This is a genomic window from Rhizobium sp. WYCCWR10014, assembly GCF_001657485.1.
Classification (GTDB): domain Bacteria; phylum Pseudomonadota; class Alphaproteobacteria; order Rhizobiales; family Rhizobiaceae; genus Rhizobium.
Genome location: NZ_LXFU01000037.1, coordinates 82,791 through 101,838, shown reverse-complemented (window position 1 = coordinate 101,838; position 19,048 = coordinate 82,791). Strand labels below are relative to the sequence as shown.

Genomic DNA, 19,048 nt, shown 5'->3' with positions numbered 1-19,048 from the left:
TGACCGAATGCCGGTATTCTCTCGTCCATGGTGCGGACTTTTCAGGTCACGAGCTTCATCGCGGCCTCGGCCGCAGACAGCATCTCTTCCCTGCTGCGTCCTGTTTTGCCGATGACGCGCAGGCCTTTGGTAAAGCAGAGGAAGGCGAGGGCGGCGGCATCCGGGTCTACCGTCTTCGGAATGGTGCCGTCTGCCTGGCCGGTGCGGATGAGATCGGCCATCAGCTTTTCGTCCGCGGCAAAAGCCGTCACGACGTGGGCAGCGGCTTCCTCGTCAAGCAGGGCGAAGTCGTTGGCGCCGCCAACGACAAGACAGCCTTTGCGGCCGGCTTCACCATAGGAGAGCTCGGTATAATACATCACCATCTGGAAGACCTTCTCGCGACCCGTCTTTGCAGACGCGATCATTGCTTCCAGGCGCCGTCGGCCGAGTTTTCGATAATGGGCAAAAGCAGCTAGGAAGATACCGCGCTTATCCTTGAATGCCTTGTAGATGCTCCCCGAAGCAAGGCCCATTGCTTCGGTCAATTCGCTGATGGCGGCGGCGTGGTAGCCGCGTTCGGAAAAGACGCGCAGCGCCGCATCGAGTGCTGCGTCCATATCGAACTCGCGCGGACGGCCACGGCTGCGGGGCTTTGCTTCTGATGTGAGGGTGGCAACGGTCATGGTGCCTAATTAGGGAATGATCGTTTCCAAATCAAGTGAAATTTTGCGACGCGGCAAATTCAGAGATCGAGCACCCAGTTCTGGCCGTTCGCCTCGGGGCCGAACATCTTATGTCTCTCCTCGGAGACAACGCGAAAGCCCGCCTTGACGTAGATGGCGCGGGCGGTCTCCAGCATGTCGTTGGTCCAGAGCGAGAGTTGGCGGTAGCCCTTCTGCCTGGAGAAGTGGATGCATTCGTCGACCAGCAGTTTGCCGAGCCCGAGGCGGCGGGCTGATTTGTCGACATAGAGCAGGCGGAGCTTGGCGATGCCGTCGCCGCCATTGGTGACGAGGACCGAACCGACATTGATGCCGCCGCGTTCGGCAATCCAGCAATATTCCTTGGCCGGATCGAAATTGGCGAGGAATTTTCCGGCGACCTCGGCGACCAGCGCCTCGAAGCGCAGATCCCAGCCGTATTCTTCTGCGTAGAAGCGGCCCTGGCTCTGAACGATCCAGCCGATATCGCCGGCTCGGTGGGCGCGGATGATGGCCGGGGCGGGCTTCGCCGCCGGGTCGAGCAGGGCGCGGATCGTGTGCATGGCGGAGACGGCGGCCTCCGGTTCGCCAGTCGCCAAGCGATCGAAACGAGCGGCGATCTGCGCATTGGAGCGTCTTCCGAGTTCCTCGAACGTCTCTCGTCCCCGATCGGTGACAGTGATGACCTGGCTGCGAAGATCTACCGGGTCGGGGCTGGTTTCGATCAGCCCTTCGGCGCGAAAACGCTTTAGGATGCGGCTGAGATAGGCCGGGTCGAGCTGCAGGTCGCGGGCAAGCGTTACAGCGCTGATGCCCCCATGCGAGCCAATCTCGAAGAGGATGCGGGCATCGGTCAGCGTGAAGGGCGTGTCGAGATAGGCCTTGTTCAAGAGGCCTAGGAAGTTCGTATAGAAGCGGTTGAAATCGCGGGCGGTTTCGATGAGCGATAGGTTAGACATGATGATCTCCAAATGGAGATCTTGTCAGACCGCTGATAAAGTCGGCCAACTACTCTCTCGTCATGCTCGGGGTTGTCCCGAGCATCTGCAGCAGATCCTCGGCACGAGGCCGAGGATGACGCCGAGTCAAGAACGAGGTTTGTCAACAAGCTGACAAGAATCTCCAGATGGAGTTCTTGTCCTGCATTTAATGGACTGAGTCAACTAATTCGCTGATGTCAGGCCGCTTCTTCTTCCGCGGTCTCGTCTGCACCGAGCGCGAAATCGACCGCCGCCCGCGCATGGATCGCTGTGGTGTCGAAGCCCGGCAGCGGCAAATGGTCGGGATCGAGGATCAGGCAGATCTCGGTGCAGCCGAGAATGATGCTGTCGGCGCCGTTGTCGATGGCGTGTGCAATCACCGCCATGAGCTTGTCGCGAGAGCTGTCGAGCACCTTGCCGGCGCAGAGTTCGTTGAAGATGATGTCATGCACGGTCGTGCGGTCGCCAGCATCGGGCACCATGATATCAACACCAAGGCTCTTCATCCGGTCGCTGTAGAAGCCGTGCTCCATCGTGTAGCGAGTGGCGAGCAGCAGCGGGCGCTTGCGGCCGGCCGCATGCAGCGATTTCGCCGTCTCGTCGATGATGTGGATCAGTGGCACGGAGATCTTCTCCGCGACCTTGTCGGCGATCAGATGCATGGTGTTGGTGCAGATCAGGATGCAGCCCGCGCCGGCAATCTGCAGGCGCAGCGCCACGTCGGCGAGGCGGCGGGCAGCCATATCCCAGTCGCCGGCCTTCTGAAGCGCGACGATCTCCTCGAAATTGACCGAATGCAGGATGAGTTCGGCAGAGGCGAGGCCACCCTTGCGGTCACGCACCATCTCGTTGACGACACGATAATAGACCGCCGAACTTTCGAAACTCATGCCGCCGATAAGGCCGATCGTTTCCATCTCTTCATGCTCTCCATGCTTCTGAACTTTCGAAAATGATGCCGCAATCCCGACGCGACGTGTTTGCTTTGTTTGTCTCTCGCGTCATATATGTGATAGGATTTTGCGTCATTTTATGAAATCCTGCAAAAAAGACGCGAGAGGTATATGCTCGACACATGCTTGATGATCGCGACAGGCGCATTCTCGATATATTGCAAAAGGATGCGGGCATATCCGTGACCGATCTTGCCGAGCGCGTGGCGCTTTCGATATCGGCCTGCTCGCGGCGCATCCAAAGGCTGGAGGAGAGTGGCCATATCGCCCGGCGCATCGTCGTGCTCGACCGGGAAAAGATGGGCGTACCGACGACGGTCTTCGCGCTGGTCAAGACGGCGCACCATTCCGACGAATGGACGGAGACCTTCCGCCGGATCATCAGCGACATTCCCGAGATCGTCGAGGCGCACCGTCTGACCGGCAATCACGATTACATCCTGAAGATCGTGCTGCCGCGCGTCGAACATTACGATGTGATCTACAAGCAGATCGTGCGGAAGATCGAGCTTTTCGATGTTTCAGCGTCGATCTCGATGGAGCTTCTGAAGGGCGGCACGGCGATCCCCGTTGGATATGCCGATTGAGCAAGCTCGACCGACCGGCATGCAGGGGAGGTATGCCGAAACGGCAGTTGCAACCTTCGCGGCGAAGGCCACATTGGCTTTGAGCGAAGTGGCGCAAAGGGGTAGGTCATGAGCGATCATCATGTCGTCGTTGTCGGCGGCGGTTTCGGCGGGCTACAGCTCGTCAACGGGTTGAAGGGCGCCGGCGTCAAGATCACGCTGGTCGACCGGCGCAATCACCATCTCTTCCAGCCGCTGCTCTATCAGGTGGCGACCACCATTCTTTCCACCTCGGAGATCGCCTGGCCGATCCGCCGCCTCTATGCCGACCGGCCTGACGTGACGGTGCTGCTCGGAGAGGTCACCGGCGTCGACAGCGGCGCGAAGACTGTTTCCTTACGCAACGGCATGACTCTTGGTTACGATACGCTGGTGTTGGCGACCGGAGCGACGCATGCCTATTTCGGCCACGACGAATGGGAGCCGGTGGCGCCCGGCCTGAAGACGCTGGAGGATGCGACGACGATCCGTCGGCGCGTGCTGCTTGCCTTCGAGAAGGCGGAGATGGAGGCCGATCCTGCCGTGCGCGATGCGCTTCTGACCTTCACCATCGTCGGAGCCGGGCCGACCGGTGTCGAGCTGGCCGGCATTATTGCCGAGCTTGCGCATTTCACGCTGCCCAAGGAATTCCGCAACATCGATACGCGCAAGACCCGCGTTGTGCTGGTCGAGGCTGGCCCACGGGTACTGCCGACCTTCGCCGAAGAGCTTTCGGCCTATGCTCAGAAGGCGCTGGAGAAACTCGGGGTCGAAATCCATCTCGGTAAGCCGGTGACTGAGTGCAACGCCGACGGCGTAAAGATCGGCGAGACTTTCGTTGCCAGCCGGACGATCGTCTGGGCAGCCGGCGTCACCGCCTCGCCGGCAGCGCGGTGGCTAGATGTTGCAGCCGACCGGGCAGGGCGCGTCGTGGTCGAGAAGGATCTGAGCGCGCCTGGTCTGCCCGACGTCTTCGTCGTCGGCGATACCGCCTCCGTCATGCGCGAGGACGGCAAGCCGGTGCCCGGCATTGCGCCTGCCGCCAAGCAGCAGGGCGGTTACGTCGCCAAGGTCATCCGCGCCCGCATATCCGGCAAACCCGCGCCGGCGCCTTTCCGTTACTGGCATCAGGGCAGCCTGGCGACGATCGGCAAGAGTGCCGCGATCATCGATTTCGGCCGGATCAAGCTGAAGGGCTGGATCGCCTGGTGGATCTGGGGTCTTGCCCATATCTACTTCCTGATCGGCACCCGCTCGCGCTTCTCCGTCGCCTGGAGCTGGCTGTGGATCTATCTGAGCGGCCAGCACAGCGCCCGGCTGATCACCCAGAGGGAGACGATGCGGGAGGAGGAGTAGCTCTTCGCCCGTCCTCAAAGGCTAAGCCTCGAAGCAGCGATATAGCCAAGCTTGACATATCTTCGGATCCGCCCTTAGGGTTTGCCCGGCGTCTTCCGGAGACCACTGGGGGTTACGCATCCAGCCGTAGCTATCAGCGGGTAGAGGTTCCAATGCGCCGATTCACTTCTCACGAAAATCACATTCGAAATTCTGAGAAGTTGGTGGTTCATGCGCACTTTGAATCTGGGCATCCTCGCCCATGTGGATGCAGGCAAGACTAGCCTTACCGAAAGACTGCTTTTGATGCCGGCGTTATCGACAAGCTCGGCAGCGTCGATACCGGCAATACACAGACGGACACTCTCGAACTCGAGCGGCAACGCGGCATCACGATCAGAGCCGCGGTAGTGTCGTTCACGATCGGCGACAAGATCGTCAATCTCATCGACACGCCCGGTCACCCGGATTTCATCGCCGAGGTCGAGCGGGTGCTCGCACTGCTGGATGCCGCAGTCGTCGTCGTTTCGGCCGTCGAAGGCGTGCAGGCCCAGACGCGGGTGTTGGTGCGGGCGCTGCGGCGGCTTGGCGTTCCCTTCATCTTCTTCGTCAACAAGGTCGATCGTCTCGGCGCCCGATATGAGGATGTGCTGAAGGCCCTTGCCGCCCAATTGCCAGTTCGCCCCATCGCCGTGTCTTCCGTGATCGATGCCGGCAACAGGCTTGCCAGGGTGGAGGCGTTGGCTCCCGGATGCGAACCACTTTTCACGCCGCTCTGCGAAGCGCTCGCGGAGAATGACGAGGCGCTGCTCGACGATTACGTCTTGGCGCCCGATCGGCTGACGGCGGATAGGCTTGGACGCTGCCTGACCGATCAGGTCGCGAGCGGTCTGGTGCATCCTGTCTTCGCAGGTGCGGCAACGACCGGCGTCGGCGTGCCGGCTCTCACATCGGCCATTGCGACGATATTGCCCGGCCGGCGCCTCGATCCGGACGGACCGATTGCCGGAACAATCTTCAAGATCGAACGCGGCTGGGGTGGCGAAAAGCTGGCCTATATGTATCTGACGTCAGGCACGGTCCGGGTCCGGCAATATCTGGATTTACCCAAGGGCCCGGATAGGGTGACCGCGATCGACGTTTTCGAGGCCGGCCGGGTTCATGGCGCAGCAAGCTTCCGTGCCGGGCAGATCGCGCGCGTAAGCGGCCTTGCCGGCGCACGCATCGGGGATGCAGTGGGCGACGACCTGCTCGCGGGCGGGCGGCCGCAGTTTGCCCCGCCCAGTCTCGAAACCCGCGTCCTTGCCCGAAGGCCCTCCGACAAGGCGGCGCTCTGGCTGGCTCTGAACCAGATGGCCGAGCAGGACCCATTGATCAATCTGCGCCGGGACGATGATGCGGAGGAAGTCTTCGTATCGCTCTATGGCGAGGTGCAGAAGGAGGTCGTCCAATCGACCCTGCTGACGGATTTCGGTATCGAGGCTGAGTTCGAGGAAAGCACGGTCATCTTAGTGGAAAGGCTTGTGGGAACCGGGGAAGGCCTGCAGATCCTCTTCAAGGAGCCCAATCCGTTTCTCGCTACCGTCGGCCTCCGGGTCGAACCGCGTAGAGAAGGGGCAGGCAACAGCTTTGCACTTGAAGTGGACGTGGGCCAGATGCCCGCCAGCTTTTACAGGGCGGTCGAAGAAACTGTGTTCGAGACGCTGAAGCAGGGTATTTTCGGCTGGCAGGTCACCGATTGCCATGTGGCGATGACGGCAGCCCGGCACAGCTCGCCTGCAAGCACCGCCGCCGATTTCCGGCAGTTGACGCCTTGGGTGCTGGCAGATGCGCTGTCGGCCGCGCAAACCGTCTTATGCGAACCGATCGACCGCTTTCATCTCGAAGCGCCCGCGGAGAGCTTGAGCGGCTTGCTGACCCTGCTTGCGAAATCTGCCGCGACGGTGACGGATTCCGTGGTTGCCGACGATATGGCTCGGCTGGAAGGCACCATGGCGTCCGCGATGATCCAGAGCGTCCAGCAGCAATTGCCGGGCCTGACAAGCGGGGCGGGGACGATGGAAACCTCTTTCGACCGTTATGCCCCATTGGCCGGCCTGCCACGTTCGCGGCAGCGCTCGGGCCCCGATCCGTTCAAACCAGTCGAATATCTGCTGCGGCTGCAGTCCACGAGAGCCTCAGCATGAGGACGGATGGAGGATGCCGTTAGCAAAAAGGCGGCTCTCGCGAGCCGCCTCTCATTTTCTCACGCTGCCAGCGAGGCGATGTCGATGACGAAGCGGTAGCGGACGTCACTTTTCAGGACGCGTTCATAGGCTTCGTTGACTTGCTGGATGTTGATCTTCTCGATCTCGGAGACGATGTTGTGCTCGCCGCAGAAGTCGAGCATTTCCTGGGTTTCCTTGATCGAGCCGATCATCGAACCGGAAATGCTCTTGCGGCCTGGGATGACCGAGAACGCGTGCACGGGGATCGGGTTTTCCGGCGCGCCCACCACCACGAAGGAACCATCCACCTTGAGGAGGCCGAGATAGGCATTCCAGTCGATCTCGGCACTGACCGTGCAGATGATCAGGTCGAATGTGCCGGCGAGCTTCGTGAAGGTTTCCGGGTCGTTGGTGGCGTAATATTCCTTGGCGCCGAGCTTCAGCCCATCTTCCTTCTTGGAAAGGCTCTGGGAGAGAACTGTGATATCGGCGCCCATGGCGGCGCCGAGCTTGACGCCCATGTGGCCGAGACCGCCCATGCCCACGATCGCGACCTTCTTGCCGGGGCCGGCATTCCAGTGGCGCAGCGGCGAATAGAGCGTGATGCCGGCGCAGAGCAGCGGCGCGGAGGCATCGAGCGGCAGATTGTCCGGAATGGACATGACATAGCCTTCCCTGACGACGATCGAGTCGGAATAGCCGCCCTGGGTCCGTGTCTTGCGGTCGGCTTCGAAGTCGTTGTAGGTGCCAGCGAGCCCCGGCATATACTGTTCCCGATCGAGGTCGCGCTCGGCGCAGCCGATGCAGGAATCGACGAAGCAGCCGACGCCGACGCGATCACCAACCTTGAATTTGGTCACATCGGAACCGACAGCCGATACGATGCCGGCGATCTCATGGCCGGGCACGATCGGATAGACGGCGTTCTTCCATTCGTTGCGGACAGTGTGGATGTCCGAATGGCAGATGCCGGCAAACTTGATGTCGATAACGACGTCGTCGGGGTTCGGGTTGCGGCGTTCGAAGGTGAAAGGCGTCAGCGGCTTGGAAGCGTCGGTCGCGGCGTAGCCTCTTGCAATAGGCATGGGAACCATCCTTTTCGATTGTGGTGGGGGTTGAAAGAGATGGTGGACTATTGCCCGGAACTGCGTCAGAGGGTTAGAGCGATCCTCTAAGCTTTTTGCACGATCCTGCAAAAGTGAGGCGCCGGCCTGTTTGTGAAATGGCCAAGGCACTCTAGATAAGAGCGGTATCGCCGGCGTCAGACAGTTGACAGAAAGAGTTGCCGCATGACTTTGCCCTTCAGCCCCTATCAGGAAATTGTCGATATCGCGATGCGTTTCGCGGCTGGTGACGGCGAGTTTTCGACTGATATCGGCAATCTTCACATCAGCCGTCGGTCCAAGCCTAGCGATCCGCTGCACAGCAGCTACCGGCCCTGTTTTGCCTTTGTGCTGCAGGGAGCCAAGAGCCTGCGCCTCGGCACGGAACTTATCAGCTACGGGACTGGCGACTATCTGCTGACCTCGCTCGACCTGCCTGTCGCCTGGCGCGTCACGGAGGCGAGCCCTGAGGTTCCGCATCTCTGCCTGGGGCTGGCAATCGACTCGGAAAAGCTGCTGGAGTTGCTCAGTCGCATCGATATTCCGAGCCCGGCCGCCCATACCGACGGGCAGCGCGGGATGGCGGTGAACGTCGCGCCGCCAGAGCTCCTGGATGCTGCCGTCCGCCTGCTGCGCTTGCTCGATCGTCCAGGCGACATTCCTGCCATGGCGCCGCTGATCGAACAGGAAATCCTCTACCGGGTGCTGACCGGGCCGGATGGCGCCCGGCTGATCAACATCGCTACTGCAGACAGCCACAGCAACAGGATCGCGCGCGCCGTCGCATGGCTGAAGGAGAATTTCGCGCGGCCACTGCGCATCGAGGACCTCGCCGACCGCGTCAGCATGAGCGTGTCGTCCTTCCATCATCATTTCAAGTCGGTGACGGCGATGACGCCGGTGCAGTATCAGAAGCAGCTCCGCCTGCATGAGGCGCGCCGCTTGATGCTCGTGGAGCGCCTGGATGCGGGCACGGCCGGCCACCGCGTCGGTTATCAAAGCCCGTCGCAGTTCAGCCGCGAATACAGCCGCCTCTACGGCGCCTCGCCGGCCCGCGATGTTGACGGCGCCCGCGATATCATGGCGGCGGAATAGAGCAACGCGCGTCTAAGGACGGTGTTGTCGTCCGATCGGCGAAAAGCAAAGCGACGACAATCGTTAAAGGATGTTTGACCTTTCGTCGTTAGTCTGGCGCCAAACATCAAGCAGGCACCGACGTCAGCATGGCGCAAGTCCCATTTCTTTCCATCGTCGCGCCTTGTCACAACGAGGAAGAAGGGCTGCGCGAGTTCTGCCGCCGCGCTGCCGCTGCCGGTCGTAGTGTCGCCGGCGACGCCTTCGAGCTCATTCTCGTCGATGACGGCTCGTCCGACCGCACCTGGGAGATCATTTCGGCTCTGGCGGCAGATGTGCCGCAGGTGCTCGGTGTTCGTCTTCTGCGCAATCATGGCCACCAGCTGGCAGCGACGGCGGGCCTTTCCGCGTCGCGGGGCGAGCGCGTGCTTTTGATCGATGCCGATCTTCAGGACCCGCCCGAGCTGCTTTTGATGATGATGCCGATCATGGAGCGCGGCGCCGACGTCGTTTACGGCCAGCGCACGCGCCGCCAGGGCGAAAGCTGGTTCAAGCTGGCCTCCGCTTCGCTTTTCTATCGCGCTTTGTCCAAGCTCGCTTCCGTGACCATTCCGCGCGATACCGGTGATTTCCGGCTGATGCGCCGGCGCGTCGTCGATATCCTGCTGGCGATGCCGGAGCGCGATCGCTTCATCCGCGGGATGGTCAGCTGGATCGGCGGCAGGCAGGTGGCTCTCCCCTACGAACGTGACGCGCGCTTTGCCGGCACGACGAAATATCCTCTGCGAAAGATGATCAATTTCGCTCTGGATGCGATCACGAGCTTTTCGACGACGCCGCTGCGCATCAGCACTTGGCTTGGCATGATGAGCGCGGGCGTCGCGATCGCGTTGCTCGTCTACACCTTCGTTCGCTGGCTGCAGGGCGAGACCGTGACCGGCTGGTCGTCGATCATGGCCGCGGTCAGCGCCTTCAGCGCTATCCAGCTGATCTGCATCGGCATCATCGGCGAGTATCTCGGCCGTCTGGTACAGGAGAGCAAGAAGCGGCCGATGTTCATGGTCGAGACGATCGTGCGCGGCAGTGAACACGCAGAATTGTCGATCGCTTTCTCGGAGATGAGCGCCAGCGACAAGCGCGCCGCGCTGGATGCGGCCTTTGCATCCGAAGAGCCGCCGCGCTCGCAAAAGAACAGCCGGATCGGATAATGGACCGGATTGCCGCGCCTGCTGTGGCCGCAGCCGGGCCTGAGGAATCGATCGCCAGGCAGGATTCCACCGTTGCGATCGTCGCATTCGTCGGACTTGCCGCGGCTCTGGTTCTCCTGTTTCCCTTTCCGCCAGTTCTCGATTACGCCAATCATTACGCCCGTATCTGGCTCCTTTCCGGCGGGATCGCCGAGCAGCCGTTTCCTGAGATGTATGTGGTCGATTGGAACCGCACCTTCACCAATGTCGGGATCGACGTTCTGGCCACCTGGCTGGGGCCGCTCGTCGGGGCCGACAGGCTTGCGCGGACTTTGCTTTTCCTGGCGATCGTGCTGCCCCCGCTCGGGGCAATCGGCCTGCACCGCGCGCTTTTCGGCGGCCGGCACCATTGGCAGACCGCCATGCTGTCGCTTAGCTGGTGCGCCACCATGATCGGCGGCTTCATCAACTTCCAGATCGGCCTCGGCATGGCGCTTGCCTTTGCCTGCGTCGATCTGCGGCTGCAGGGCGGAAATCCCGCCGTGGTCTTTGCCTGGCGGCTTGTCGCCGCGCTGCTGCTGACGGTGATGCACATCTTCTCGCTCGGCTTCTATATGGCAATCGTCTGCGGCCTCGAATTTTCCTGGCGCATTAACATCGTGCGATCGAAGGCCGGTCTGATGCGGCTCGCCGGCCGGTTGGCGCTGGCCCTTAGCGCCTGCGTCCTGCCGCCGCTCGCGCTCTATCTCCATACGGCGGCTTTGCCCAATGCCGGTGGCAACGGTCTCGGCCTTGCCTGGAACGACGGTATCGTCCTGATCGCCCTAAATCTGCTCTCCGCCATCACGACCTATGTGCCGGTGGTGGATGTCGTGCTGGTTCTGCCACTGATCCTCGTCTGCACGCGTGCCGTACGCGCGGGCGACATCCGCATCCATGCGGGGCTTGCCGTCGCCGCGTGCGGCCTGCTGCTTCTGTCCTGTGTTTCGCCTCGCCACATGCTCGGCACCGGATGGATCAGTTGGCGCTTTCCGATCATGGCAGCGCTCGTCGCCATGGCGATGGTGTGTCCCTTCGCCAATCTCACGCGCCGGCAAGCGCTGTTGCTGGCGCTCACCATCAATCTCGCGGTCTTCGGCCGCACCGGCTGGATCGGCTGGAACTGGTGGTTGGCGCAGAAGGATGTTGCCGCCATCGAGACTGCGCTTAAAAAAGTGCCGGCCGGTGCAGCCGTGCTGCCTCTGGGCCATGAACCCGAGACAGTGAGCGGTCTTGCCCACTCCAACCGGCATTTTGCCTGGGGGTTGGATACTTTCCGGCACTTGCCGACGCTTGCCGTGCCCTTCTCGCATGCTTTCGTGCCGACGCTTTTCACGGCAAAAGGCAAGCAGCCGCTCTCCGTTCTGCCGCCGTGGTCGGAGATCGCAGTTCCTGAGGGCAATCTAGTGTCGATCGGCGTACTTTCATGCCCGGCAATGATGCAGGAATATAGAAACTTCACGCCTTATCTGTCGGATTGGCGCAGACGTTTCGATTTCGTCCTCGTCGCCAATGCCGATATCCCCGACCGCTATGTCGGCAACTTGATGCCGGCGGGCCTGACGCTGGTCGAAGATGCGGGTTTTGCGAAGCTTTACGCGATCGACAAGACGATGCCAGCGGAGCCTCTCTCGATCCCCTCTGGTTGCGCCGGGGCGTCATAGGCTGCGGCTCTTCGCGGACCGACTGCCTCTGGAAGATTGGGTCATGATCGCGGCCACCATCCGGTATGCGGGCGATCAGTTGGTCAGCCGGGGAATTTCAGCGCTTTGTCGGCACGGCATTTGGCGAGCTTTAGCTGGCGGAAGGAGAGGATGCGGGTGATGCGGTGCTTGCCATCGGTTTCCACACTCATGCAGGCGCAGGCATAGCCGTAATTGCCGTTGGTTCTCACATACTCATGTTCGGAGATGTCGGAGATCAACTCCATGCCTTCCACCTCGCCGGCATCGTCGCCCTGGGTCATGATCGTCCAAGTGTTCTCCGCGTCCTCCAGCCACCAGTTGGCGGGCGTCGGATTTTCGATCCAGCCGCAGCGGGTCTCTGCGGCCCGTGCATTGGCTGCGACGACAAGAGCTGCGGTCATGACCGCGGCGGCTATCTGGTATCTCATTGCCTTTTCCCCTCGACAGATATCAGTTGTTGATCGCGATGATCGCCCAATGGCTCGCCTCGCAAGCGTTGTCGTCGCAGACCGCGCCCATCCAGACGGCGCCGCCGGCCAGCATGACGCCGTCGCTGTTGACGAAAAGATCCTTGTATTGCTGGCGTCCGACGGCGCGGCGCGTTTGCGGCGTCACGAGATCGTCGAAATTGTCGATGAAATCCTCGGCGTTCTTGACGTCGTAGGTCTCATTATTGGCCTTGACCGTCAGCGGGTATTCGCCAAGCCCGGCGATGGTCTCGGCTTCGTCCGAGCGCATCGCCTTGACAAGCTGGCGCAGCGGTCGGTCGAAGCCCGCGGCATCGCCGTGCAGCTCTTCGATGCGGTTATAAACGTCGCTGTCGGACTGCGCGAGAGCGCTTGAGTCGCCAAGGAGGATTGCTCCAAGCAGAAGAAGAGTTGCAGAAAGGCGTGACAATCGAAGCCTCCGGGCAAATGGTAGCGCGACATTATGCGGTCGCCGAGGATTCGCGCCTATCCAATTCTGGTGTTTCATCGCGGTTTCACGTATTAAAAAAATCCAGCCAACCTTCTTGACGACCTGATCGGTTTATCGCATAAACCTCGCGAACCGTACCGTACGGTACGTAGAATGGGAGCCGCAACCGTGTCCGTCGATACCGCAGAGCCGAGCGAATTTTCGCCGCGCCAGAACGCTGTTCTGGAGCAGGCGCTGCAGTTGCTCGTCGATGGCGGCGAGAAGGCGCTGACGACCTCGGGTGTGGCGCGAGCCGCCAATTGCTCGAAGGAAAGCCTCTACAAGTGGTTCGGCGATCGCGACGGACTGCTATCGGCGATGATCGCCTATCAGGCCAGCAAGGTGCGCACCTTCGAGCGCAACGGCGAGCGGTTGACGGCGGCGAGCCTGCACGACCATGTGGTCATTTTTGCGCGTGACCTGCTGGAGGTGCTTGCCGGCGACGTCTCGCTGGCGCTGAACCGACTGGCGATCGGCCAGTCGAACCGCGACGGCTCGAAACTCGGCAAACTATTGCTCGAGCGCGGCCGTCGCCAGATCGACCGGCGCGCCATGGCGCTGATCGATGCCGGCAAAAGGGCAGGGCTCCTGCGTTTTGCCGATGCCGACGAGGCTTATCACACGCTTTACGGCCTTGTTGTCTCCGACCTGCACGTGCGCATGCTGCTCGGCGAACCAGGCCTCAAGGATACCGCTCGCCAGGCGGAGAGGGCGGTGACCGCCTTCCTCAGGCTCTATGGCACGGACAAGGTTCTGGCGGAGATGCCGGTTCTCGGCTGATTCCGCTTTAATGACAGTCAACAAGACAAGCAAAGGGAAGGAACTTCAAATGCGCGTCTATTACGATCGTGATGCCGATCTCAACCTCATCAAGGCCAAGAAGGTCGCCGTCATCGGCTATGGTTCGCAGGGCCGTGCCCATGCACTGAACCTCAAGGACAGCGGCGCCCAGAACGTCGTCATCGCGCTCAAGGCCGGTTCGCCGACCGTCAAGAAGGCCGAAGCCGATGGCTTCAAGGTCATGACGGTTGCCGAAGCTGCCGCCTGGGCGGACCTGATGATGATGGCGACCCCGGACGAACTGCAGGCCGACATCTACAAGGCCGATATCGCCGGCAACATCCGCGATGGCGCAGCCATCGCCTTCGCTCACGGCCTCAACGTTCACTTCGGCCTGATCGAGCCGAAGGCTTCGGTCGACGTCGTCATGATCGCACCGAAGGGCCCGGGCCACACGGTTCGCGGCGAATACCAGAAGGGCGGCGGCGTTCCCTGCCTCGTTGCCGTTCACCAGAACGCTTCCGGCAATGCGCTTGAACTCGCTCTCTCCTACGCCTGCGGCGTCGGCGGCGGCCGTTCGGGCATCATCGAAACCAACTTCCGCGAAGAGTGCGAAACCGACCTCTTCGGCGAACAGGTCGTTCTCTGCGGCGGTCTCGTCGAGCTCATCCGCGCCGGTTTCGAAACGCTCACCGAAGCCGGTTACGCGCCTGAGATGGCCTATTTCGAGTGCCTGCACGAAGTGAAGCTCATCGTCGACCTGATTTATGAAGGCGGCATCGCCAACATGAACTACTCGATCTCCAACACGGCCGAGTGGGGCGAATATGTCTCCGGTCCGCGCATCATCACTGCCGAGACCAAGGCCGAGATGAAGCGCGTCCTCAAGGACATCCAGACCGGCAAGTTCACGTCCGATTGGATGCAGGAATACCGGGCAGGCGGCTCGCGCTTCAAGGGCATCCGCCGCCTGAACGACAGCCACCCGATCGAAGAAGTCGGCGCCAAGCTGCGCGGCATGATGCCCTGGATCGGCAAGAACAAGCTGGTCGACAAGTCGGTCAACTAAGCGGTTTTTGAGCTGTTATAGTTTAAGGCCGGGGCGAAAGCTCCGGCCTTTACCGTTCTGCGCCGATGGTGAGCCAGCGGGTCGGCTTGCCGTCATAGCCGCCGCCATCGTATTCGCTTATGGCGATGTTCCGCCAGCCGCCTTTCGTCAAAAGCTCCGAAAGCCATTCGGCGGAGGGATAGTTGTAATAACGCCCGAAGCTGTCATAGCCTTCCGCATCGCCTGCCTTGAAGCTCGCATGAAGGACGCCGCCCGGCCTCAGGGCGCGGCGGATGCGGGCGGAGACGTCGGGTAGTTCAAATCTAGGAACATGGAGAAGGCTCGCATGCGCCCAGACGCCGTCGAAGGCGCTGTCGGCGTCGAGCTCCTGGAACAGCATGACCCTGACCGGCCTGCCGATCAAAGCTTCCGCTTGTCTTGCAAGCTCGGTCGAGCCATCCGTCGGCGTCACGTCGAAACCCTGCGACAGCATGTAGGCGCTGTCCTGCCCGCCGCCGCAGCCGAGTTCGAGGATTGCCGCACCCGGCGCAAGCCCGGCGAGGAAGGCATCGAGCTGCTGCTTCGGCAGGCTGCGCGCCCGCTTGGCGTATGTCTCGGCATTTTCCTGATAGAAGGCGGAGGTGCAGTCAGGAGGCATGCTGTTCGGCCGATCGTGGGCGTCGGTTGGATTGAAGATACCTTTCAGGGAGCCGGTCGGCGTCGATGATGTCAATGACGACAATCCCTTCCGATGTCACCCGGTAGAAGGCGACGTGGCGCATGTGGAGGAGGCGGCGAAGGCCAGCGCCGAGTTCGTCGCACTCTTCTCCCATGGAGGGAGCGTGGGAAAGAAGCACGAAAATCCTATCCCAGTCGAGAAGATAGGCGTCTGCCTGCGCCTCGCCGAAGTTGAGGCAAGCATATTCGTCGATGCCTGATAGCACGGCGTCCGCGGTTCGGGTCAGCCTATAGGTGGTTGTCACGCAGCTTTGCCTTCGTTTCCGACAGGATGTCGGGAATGCGTCGCTCGCTCGGGCCGCTTTCCTCAGCCTGCCTCAGAATGTTGCGCAGTTCTTCGTCGTCAAGCTTGTGATGGAGCTGATCCTTCAGAATAAGCTCCGCCAGGAATGCGCCGGCACTGCTGTATCTGCCGCTTGCGACACGGTTTTCGACGTATTCCGCCAGATTATCCGGAAGCGAGATCGTCATTTTCGCCATTGGATTCGGTGCCGCCTGCACATGCCGGTTTTCAGCCATTCCAGATGCCAGATTATCATTTCCCAGTTTGTGATAGAAGCGTTGTGCCGCGCCGTCGAGGGCTTGGGTCACATGCGGATCAGTCTTTTTTATCGATATAGATGACGCGTTCGAGATCCTTGAAATGGGCGTCGCAGGTCAGGATATCGGCATCGTGGCGCTCCGCGGTCGCATAAATGATCGCATCGGCGGTGGCGAGTTTGTGGGCTGCCGATATTTCGGCGGCACGGCGAGCAAGCGTCGTGTCGAGAGAAACAACCATGCATGTCGCGGTATAAGCGATAAAGCTGTCGACGGCTTCCTCGTCCTTTTCGCGTGCCAGCCATTTGGACAGCTCAAGCGGAATAGATCGCCAGCCCGGCGGCTTTGCCGGCGAGCCGGAGAGCGGCGCCCCCACCATGTCGGTGTTGACGCCGCCGTTCGTGTGGGATGTGCGAGGTCAGGCCGGGATAAGGCGCGTCCAGCCGCGCTCATCGTTCGTTACGCCTTTCTGCAGACTGACGAGCTGCTGGCGCAGATCGCTGGTCAATTTGCCGGTCTGTCCGTCTCCGACCAGAAACTCGCCACCGGCATGTCGAACCAGGCCGATGCCCGCCAGGACTGCGGCAGTGCCGCAAGCGAAGGCTTCGACGAGCTTGCCGCTGGTTGCGTCCTGCTGCCATTCCGCGAAGGAGTAGGGACGCTGCTCGACGCGCAAGCCCTTTTCTCCAGCGAGCACGATCACCGAGGCACGGGTGATGCCCGGCAGGATCGTGCCGCCAAGAGGCGGGGTCACCACCGATCCGTCATTCATGACGAAGAAGACGTTCATGCCGCCGAGTTCCTCGACCCAGCGATGCTCTGCTGCGTCCAGGAAGACCACCTGATCGCAATCCTTCTTCGCCGCCTCGGCTTGCGCCACGAGGCTGGCTGCGTAGTTTCCGCCGCATTTTGCAGCGCCGGTGCCGCCGGCGGCAGCACGGGTGTATTCGGTCTCGACCCATAGGGAGACCGCCTTCGCCCCGCCTTTGAAGTAGGCGCCGACCGGAGAGGCGATGATGCAGAAGACATATTCCTGAGCGGGACGAACGCCCAGGAACGCCTCGTTGGCGAACATGAAGGGACGAAGGTAGAGACTGGCGTCGCCGGATGGAATCCAGGCCTTGTCAACGCGGACCAGTTCTTCGACCGCCTTCAGGAAGAGTTCTTCGGGCACAGGAGGCATAGCCATGCGGGTCGCCGACTGCGCGAAGCGGCGGGCGTTCTCTTCGGGCCGAAAGAGCAGAATCCGGCCATCATCTGCCTTGTAGGCTTTCATGCCTTCGAAAATTTCCTGAGCATAGTGTAGCACGGCGCTTGCAGGATCGAGCTCCAGAGGGCGCCTCGGCGTAACCTTCGCATCGTGCCAGCCCTTGTCGGCAGTCCATCGTGCCAGGACCATATGATCCGTGAAGACCTTACCGAAGCCGGGCGTCTCCAGTGCCTGGATGCGGTCGGCGTCGGAGACGGGAGACTTGTGCAATTCGATTTTGATTTCAGGAGAGGTCGTCGTCGCGGTCATTGCTGGCACCTTGATAGTACATTGAATAGTGGCGGCGACACTACTGCCGCCGGGCTGGTTTTGGAAAGGCCTGAATCAGCCGGTTTCGGCATCGATCAGAGGAATAATCGCCTGATGTAGCTGACGTCGAGCAGCAAAATCGGATTGAGCGCCTTCGACATTGGATGGCATCCACCTCCAGTGAAATCCCGAATATCAGCGGCACTCAAACGGATTCGATTGGTTCGGGAAGTTTCATTCTTGTCGAAGACGTTCGCTCATCTCCCACCAAGGCTTGGAATATAAGACCTTCAAACTTGTCACAGGGACAAGAAAATAGGTCAGTATTGTTGACATAAATTCTCCGACATGGTCTGCTGGGGGAATAGAAAAATACGAGGAAACCCCATGCTGAACTGGGACACCATGTTTGCGTCGCGCTCGTCGCGCATGCGCGCATCCGAGATCCGTGAGCTTTTGAAGCTTCTCGACCGGCCCGACATCATCTCCTTTGCCGGCGGCATTCCTGATCCGGCGCTGTTTCCGGATCAGGAATTCAAGCAGGCCTATGCCGATATCTTCGACGGCGCCGCCGTCAATTCGGCGCTGCAATATTCGGTCAGCGAGGGCTACAAGCCGTTGCGCGAATGGCTGGTCGGGCAGATGGCGGCTCTCGGCATCCCCTGCGAGCTCGACAATGTCTTCATCGTGTCCGGTTCGCAGCAGGGTCTCGATTATCTCGGCAAGCTCTTCCTGTCGCCTCATGACACCGCGCTCGTGACGTGGCCGACCTATCTCGGCGCGCTGCAGGCCTTCAACGCCTATGAACCGGCCTACGACCAACTGACGCCGAACGGCAACCGGACGCCCGAGTCCTACCGCGCGGCCGCTTCCACTGCCGGCGGCAAGGTGAAGTTCGCCTATCTCTCCACCGACTTCTCCAATCCGACCGGCGAAACGGTCGATCTTGACGGCCGCAGGAAGGTCCTGGCGCTGGCAGAAGATCTCGACATCGCCGTCATCGAGGATGCGGCCTACCAGTCGCTGCGTTATGACGGCGATCCGATCCCGCCGATCCTGGCGCTCGAAATCGCCGAGAAGGGCCATATCAACGATACGCGCACGATCTATTGCGGCAGCTTCTCGAAGACGCTGGCGCCCGGCCTTCGTGTCGGTTTCATCGTCGCCAATGCGCCCGTCATCCGCAAGCTTGTGCTGATGAAACAGGCGGCCGACCTGCATTCTTCGACGATCAACCAGATGGCAATCGCAGATGTCGCCGAGCGCGGCTTTGACGCGCAGGTCGCCAAGATCAAGGCCGCCTACAGCCGACGCCGCGACTGCATGCTGGCCGCGCTTGAGAAATACATGCCTGAAGGCACCAGTTGGACGAAGCCGGAAGGCGGCATGTTCATCTGGATCACGCTGCCGGAGGGCATGGACGGCGCCAAGCTGCTGGCGAAATCGCTCGAAACCGCCAAGGTCGCCTTCGTGCCCGGCAAGGCGTTCTTCGCCGACGGTTCCGGCGCCAACACCTTCCGCGTCAGCTTCTCCTGCGCCAACGAGCAGATGATCGAGGATGGCATCGGCCGCCTGAGCGCGCTGATCTCGGCCGAAATCGGCGGCTGATTCCAGC

19 protein-coding genes and 1 pseudogene are annotated in these 19,048 nt (G+C 61.2%); 9 read left to right on the top strand and 11 right to left on the bottom strand.

Translation table 11 applies throughout. The annotated features are described in order from the left end of the window. Positions 1–41 precede the first annotated feature (41 nt). The 3 genes from A6U98_RS17330 to A6U98_RS17320 form a co-directional block, all read right to left on the bottom strand. Positions 42–665, bottom strand: a complete 624-nt coding sequence (locus A6U98_RS17330) for a TetR/AcrR family transcriptional regulator (protein ID WP_064651723.1) — start codon at positions 663–665, stop codon at positions 42–44. A gap of 59 nt (positions 666–724) precedes the next feature. Further along, the gene (locus A6U98_RS17325) at positions 725–1,642 is read right to left on the bottom strand and encodes a bifunctional helix-turn-helix transcriptional regulator/GNAT family N-acetyltransferase (RefSeq protein WP_064651722.1); all 918 of its coding nucleotides are present in this window, start codon (positions 1,640–1,642) and stop codon (positions 725–727) included. A 218-nt stretch (positions 1,643–1,860) separates the two neighbouring features. Further along, positions 1,861–2,580, bottom strand: a complete 720-nt coding sequence (locus A6U98_RS17320; protein WP_064651721.1) for an aspartate/glutamate racemase family protein — start codon at positions 2,578–2,580, stop codon at positions 1,861–1,863. Positions 2,581–2,738: 158 nt separating this feature from the next. On the opposite strand from A6U98_RS17320, the gene A6U98_RS17315 reads away from it, so the two are divergent. The 3 genes and pseudogenes from A6U98_RS17315 to A6U98_RS17305 all read left to right on the top strand — a co-directional run bounded on the left by A6U98_RS17315 (position 2,739) and on the right by A6U98_RS17305 (position 6,742). After that, a complete protein-coding gene (locus tag A6U98_RS17315; protein WP_064249561.1) occupies positions 2,739–3,203 on the top strand; it encodes an Lrp/AsnC family transcriptional regulator in 465 nt (154 codons plus the stop codon). 108 nt (positions 3,204–3,311) lie between these two features. Beyond that, on the top strand, positions 3,312–4,577 hold the full coding sequence (locus A6U98_RS17310; RefSeq protein WP_064651720.1) for an NAD(P)/FAD-dependent oxidoreductase: 1,266 nt from the start codon (positions 3,312–3,314) through the stop codon (positions 4,575–4,577). A gap of 210 nt (positions 4,578–4,787) precedes the next feature. Continuing rightward, positions 4,788–6,742, top strand: a pseudogene (locus A6U98_RS17305) (translation factor GTPase family protein). A gap of 59 nt (positions 6,743–6,801) precedes the next feature. On the opposite strand, the gene A6U98_RS17300 reads toward A6U98_RS17305, so the two are convergent. Further along, positions 6,802–7,848: an NAD(P)-dependent alcohol dehydrogenase gene (locus A6U98_RS17300; protein WP_012758194.1), complete on the bottom strand. Its 1,047-nt coding sequence runs from the start codon at positions 7,846–7,848 to the stop codon at positions 6,802–6,804. Positions 7,849–8,052: 204 nt separating this feature from the next. Here A6U98_RS17300 and A6U98_RS17295 point away from each other — a divergent pair, with 204 nt between their 5' ends. From A6U98_RS17295 to A6U98_RS17285, 3 genes are all read left to right on the top strand, one after another. Beyond that, complete coding sequence (locus A6U98_RS17295) at positions 8,053–8,961, top strand: AraC family transcriptional regulator (protein WP_064651719.1); 909 nt, start codon at positions 8,053–8,055, stop codon at positions 8,959–8,961. A 128-nt stretch (positions 8,962–9,089) separates the two neighbouring features. Further along, the gene (locus tag A6U98_RS17290) at positions 9,090–10,148 is read left to right on the top strand and encodes a glycosyltransferase family 2 protein (RefSeq protein ID WP_064651718.1); all 1,059 of its coding nucleotides are present in this window, start codon (positions 9,090–9,092) and stop codon (positions 10,146–10,148) included. Beyond that, the gene (locus tag A6U98_RS17285; RefSeq protein ID WP_064651717.1) at positions 10,148–11,830 is read left to right on the top strand and encodes a hypothetical protein; all 1,683 of its coding nucleotides are present in this window, start codon (positions 10,148–10,150) and stop codon (positions 11,828–11,830) included. The genes A6U98_RS17290 and A6U98_RS17285 overlap by 1 nt, the downstream gene beginning before the upstream one ends. Positions 11,831–11,913: 83 nt before the next feature. Here the strand turns inward: A6U98_RS17285 and A6U98_RS17280 are convergent, their stop codons facing one another. Next, a complete protein-coding gene (locus tag A6U98_RS17280; protein ID WP_064651716.1) occupies positions 11,914–12,279 on the bottom strand; it encodes a DUF4087 domain-containing protein in 366 nt (121 codons plus the stop codon). A 22-nt stretch (positions 12,280–12,301) separates the two neighbouring features. Then, entirely contained in the window at positions 12,302–12,748 is a 447-nt protein-coding gene (locus A6U98_RS17275; protein ID WP_064651715.1) for a hypothetical protein, read from the bottom strand. A gap of 174 nt (positions 12,749–12,922) precedes the next feature. On the opposite strand from A6U98_RS17275, the gene A6U98_RS17270 reads away from it, so the two are divergent. After that, entirely contained in the window at positions 12,923–13,588 is a 666-nt protein-coding gene (locus tag A6U98_RS17270; RefSeq protein ID WP_184500644.1) for a TetR/AcrR family transcriptional regulator C-terminal domain-containing protein, read from the top strand. Positions 13,589–13,637: 49 nt separating this feature from the next. Next, positions 13,638–14,657 carry a ketol-acid reductoisomerase gene (ilvC, locus tag A6U98_RS17265; RefSeq protein ID WP_003560822.1) on the top strand — a complete coding sequence of 340 codons (1,020 nt, stop codon included), beginning with the start codon at positions 13,638–13,640 and terminating at the stop codon, positions 14,655–14,657. A 49-nt stretch (positions 14,658–14,706) separates the two neighbouring features. Here ilvC and A6U98_RS17260 read toward each other — a convergent pair whose 3' ends face one another. From A6U98_RS17260 to A6U98_RS17240, 5 genes are all read right to left on the bottom strand, one after another. Then, on the bottom strand, positions 14,707–15,294 hold the full coding sequence (locus tag A6U98_RS17260; RefSeq protein ID WP_064651714.1) for a class I SAM-dependent methyltransferase: 588 nt from the start codon (positions 15,292–15,294) through the stop codon (positions 14,707–14,709). Next, positions 15,284–15,619: a type II toxin-antitoxin system RelE/ParE family toxin gene (locus A6U98_RS35945; protein WP_082933925.1), complete on the bottom strand. Its 336-nt coding sequence runs from the start codon at positions 15,617–15,619 to the stop codon at positions 15,284–15,286. The genes A6U98_RS17260 and A6U98_RS35945 overlap by 11 nt, the downstream gene beginning before the upstream one ends. Next, a complete protein-coding gene (locus A6U98_RS17250; protein ID WP_064652251.1) occupies positions 15,603–15,854 on the bottom strand; it encodes a hypothetical protein in 252 nt (83 codons plus the stop codon). The genes A6U98_RS35945 and A6U98_RS17250 overlap by 17 nt, the downstream gene beginning before the upstream one ends. A 118-nt stretch (positions 15,855–15,972) precedes the next feature. Beyond that, entirely contained in the window at positions 15,973–16,293 is a 321-nt protein-coding gene (locus tag A6U98_RS17245) for a type II toxin-antitoxin system VapC family toxin (RefSeq protein WP_064651712.1), read from the bottom strand. A 39-nt stretch (positions 16,294–16,332) separates the two neighbouring features. Beyond that, positions 16,333–17,433, bottom strand: a complete 1,101-nt coding sequence (locus A6U98_RS17240) for a branched-chain amino acid aminotransferase (protein WP_064651711.1) — start codon at positions 17,431–17,433, stop codon at positions 16,333–16,335. A 387-nt stretch (positions 17,434–17,820) separates the two neighbouring features. Between A6U98_RS17240 and A6U98_RS17235 the strand changes: the two genes are divergently transcribed. Then, positions 17,821–19,041 (top strand): PLP-dependent aminotransferase family protein, encoded by a 1,221-nt coding sequence (locus A6U98_RS17235; RefSeq protein WP_064651710.1) that lies wholly within the window; start codon positions 17,821–17,823, stop codon positions 19,039–19,041. Positions 19,042–19,048 lie beyond the last annotated feature (7 nt).

Coding starts and splice junctions, on each gene's coding strand:
- A6U98_RS17330 (WP_064651723.1), bottom strand. CDS start 665: ATGACCGTTGCCACCCTCACATCAGAAGCAAAGCCCCGCAGCCGTGGC.
- A6U98_RS17325 (WP_064651722.1), bottom strand. CDS start 1,642: ATGTCTAACCTATCGCTCATCGAAACCGCCCGCGATTTCAACCGCTTC.
- A6U98_RS17320 (WP_064651721.1), bottom strand. CDS start 2,580: ATGGAAACGATCGGCCTTATCGGCGGCATGAGTTTCGAAAGTTCGGCG.
- A6U98_RS17315 (WP_064249561.1), top strand. CDS start 2,739: ATGCTTGATGATCGCGACAGGCGCATTCTCGATATATTGCAAAAGGAT.
- A6U98_RS17310 (WP_064651720.1), top strand. CDS start 3,312: ATGAGCGATCATCATGTCGTCGTTGTCGGCGGCGGTTTCGGCGGGCTA.
- A6U98_RS17300 (WP_012758194.1), bottom strand. CDS start 7,848: ATGCCTATTGCAAGAGGCTACGCCGCGACCGACGCTTCCAAGCCGCTG.
- A6U98_RS17295 (WP_064651719.1), top strand. CDS start 8,053: ATGACTTTGCCCTTCAGCCCCTATCAGGAAATTGTCGATATCGCGATG.
- A6U98_RS17290 (WP_064651718.1), top strand. CDS start 9,090: ATGGCGCAAGTCCCATTTCTTTCCATCGTCGCGCCTTGTCACAACGAG.
- A6U98_RS17285 (WP_064651717.1), top strand. CDS start 10,148: ATGGACCGGATTGCCGCGCCTGCTGTGGCCGCAGCCGGGCCTGAGGAA.
- A6U98_RS17280 (WP_064651716.1), bottom strand. CDS start 12,279: ATGAGATACCAGATAGCCGCCGCGGTCATGACCGCAGCTCTTGTCGTC.
- A6U98_RS17270 (WP_184500644.1), top strand. CDS start 12,923: ATGGGAGCCGCAACCGTGTCCGTCGATACCGCAGAGCCGAGCGAATTT.
- ilvC (WP_003560822.1), top strand. CDS start 13,638: ATGCGCGTCTATTACGATCGTGATGCCGATCTCAACCTCATCAAGGCC.
- A6U98_RS17260 (WP_064651714.1), bottom strand. CDS start 15,294: ATGCCTCCTGACTGCACCTCCGCCTTCTATCAGGAAAATGCCGAGACA.
- A6U98_RS17250 (WP_064652251.1), bottom strand. CDS start 15,854: ATGGCGAAAATGACGATCTCGCTTCCGGATAATCTGGCGGAATACGTC.
- A6U98_RS17245 (WP_064651712.1), bottom strand. CDS start 16,293: ATGGTGGGGGCGCCGCTCTCCGGCTCGCCGGCAAAGCCGCCGGGCTGG.
- A6U98_RS17240 (WP_064651711.1), bottom strand. CDS start 17,433: ATGACCGCGACGACGACCTCTCCTGAAATCAAAATCGAATTGCACAAG.
- A6U98_RS17235 (WP_064651710.1), top strand. CDS start 17,821: ATGCTGAACTGGGACACCATGTTTGCGTCGCGCTCGTCGCGCATGCGC.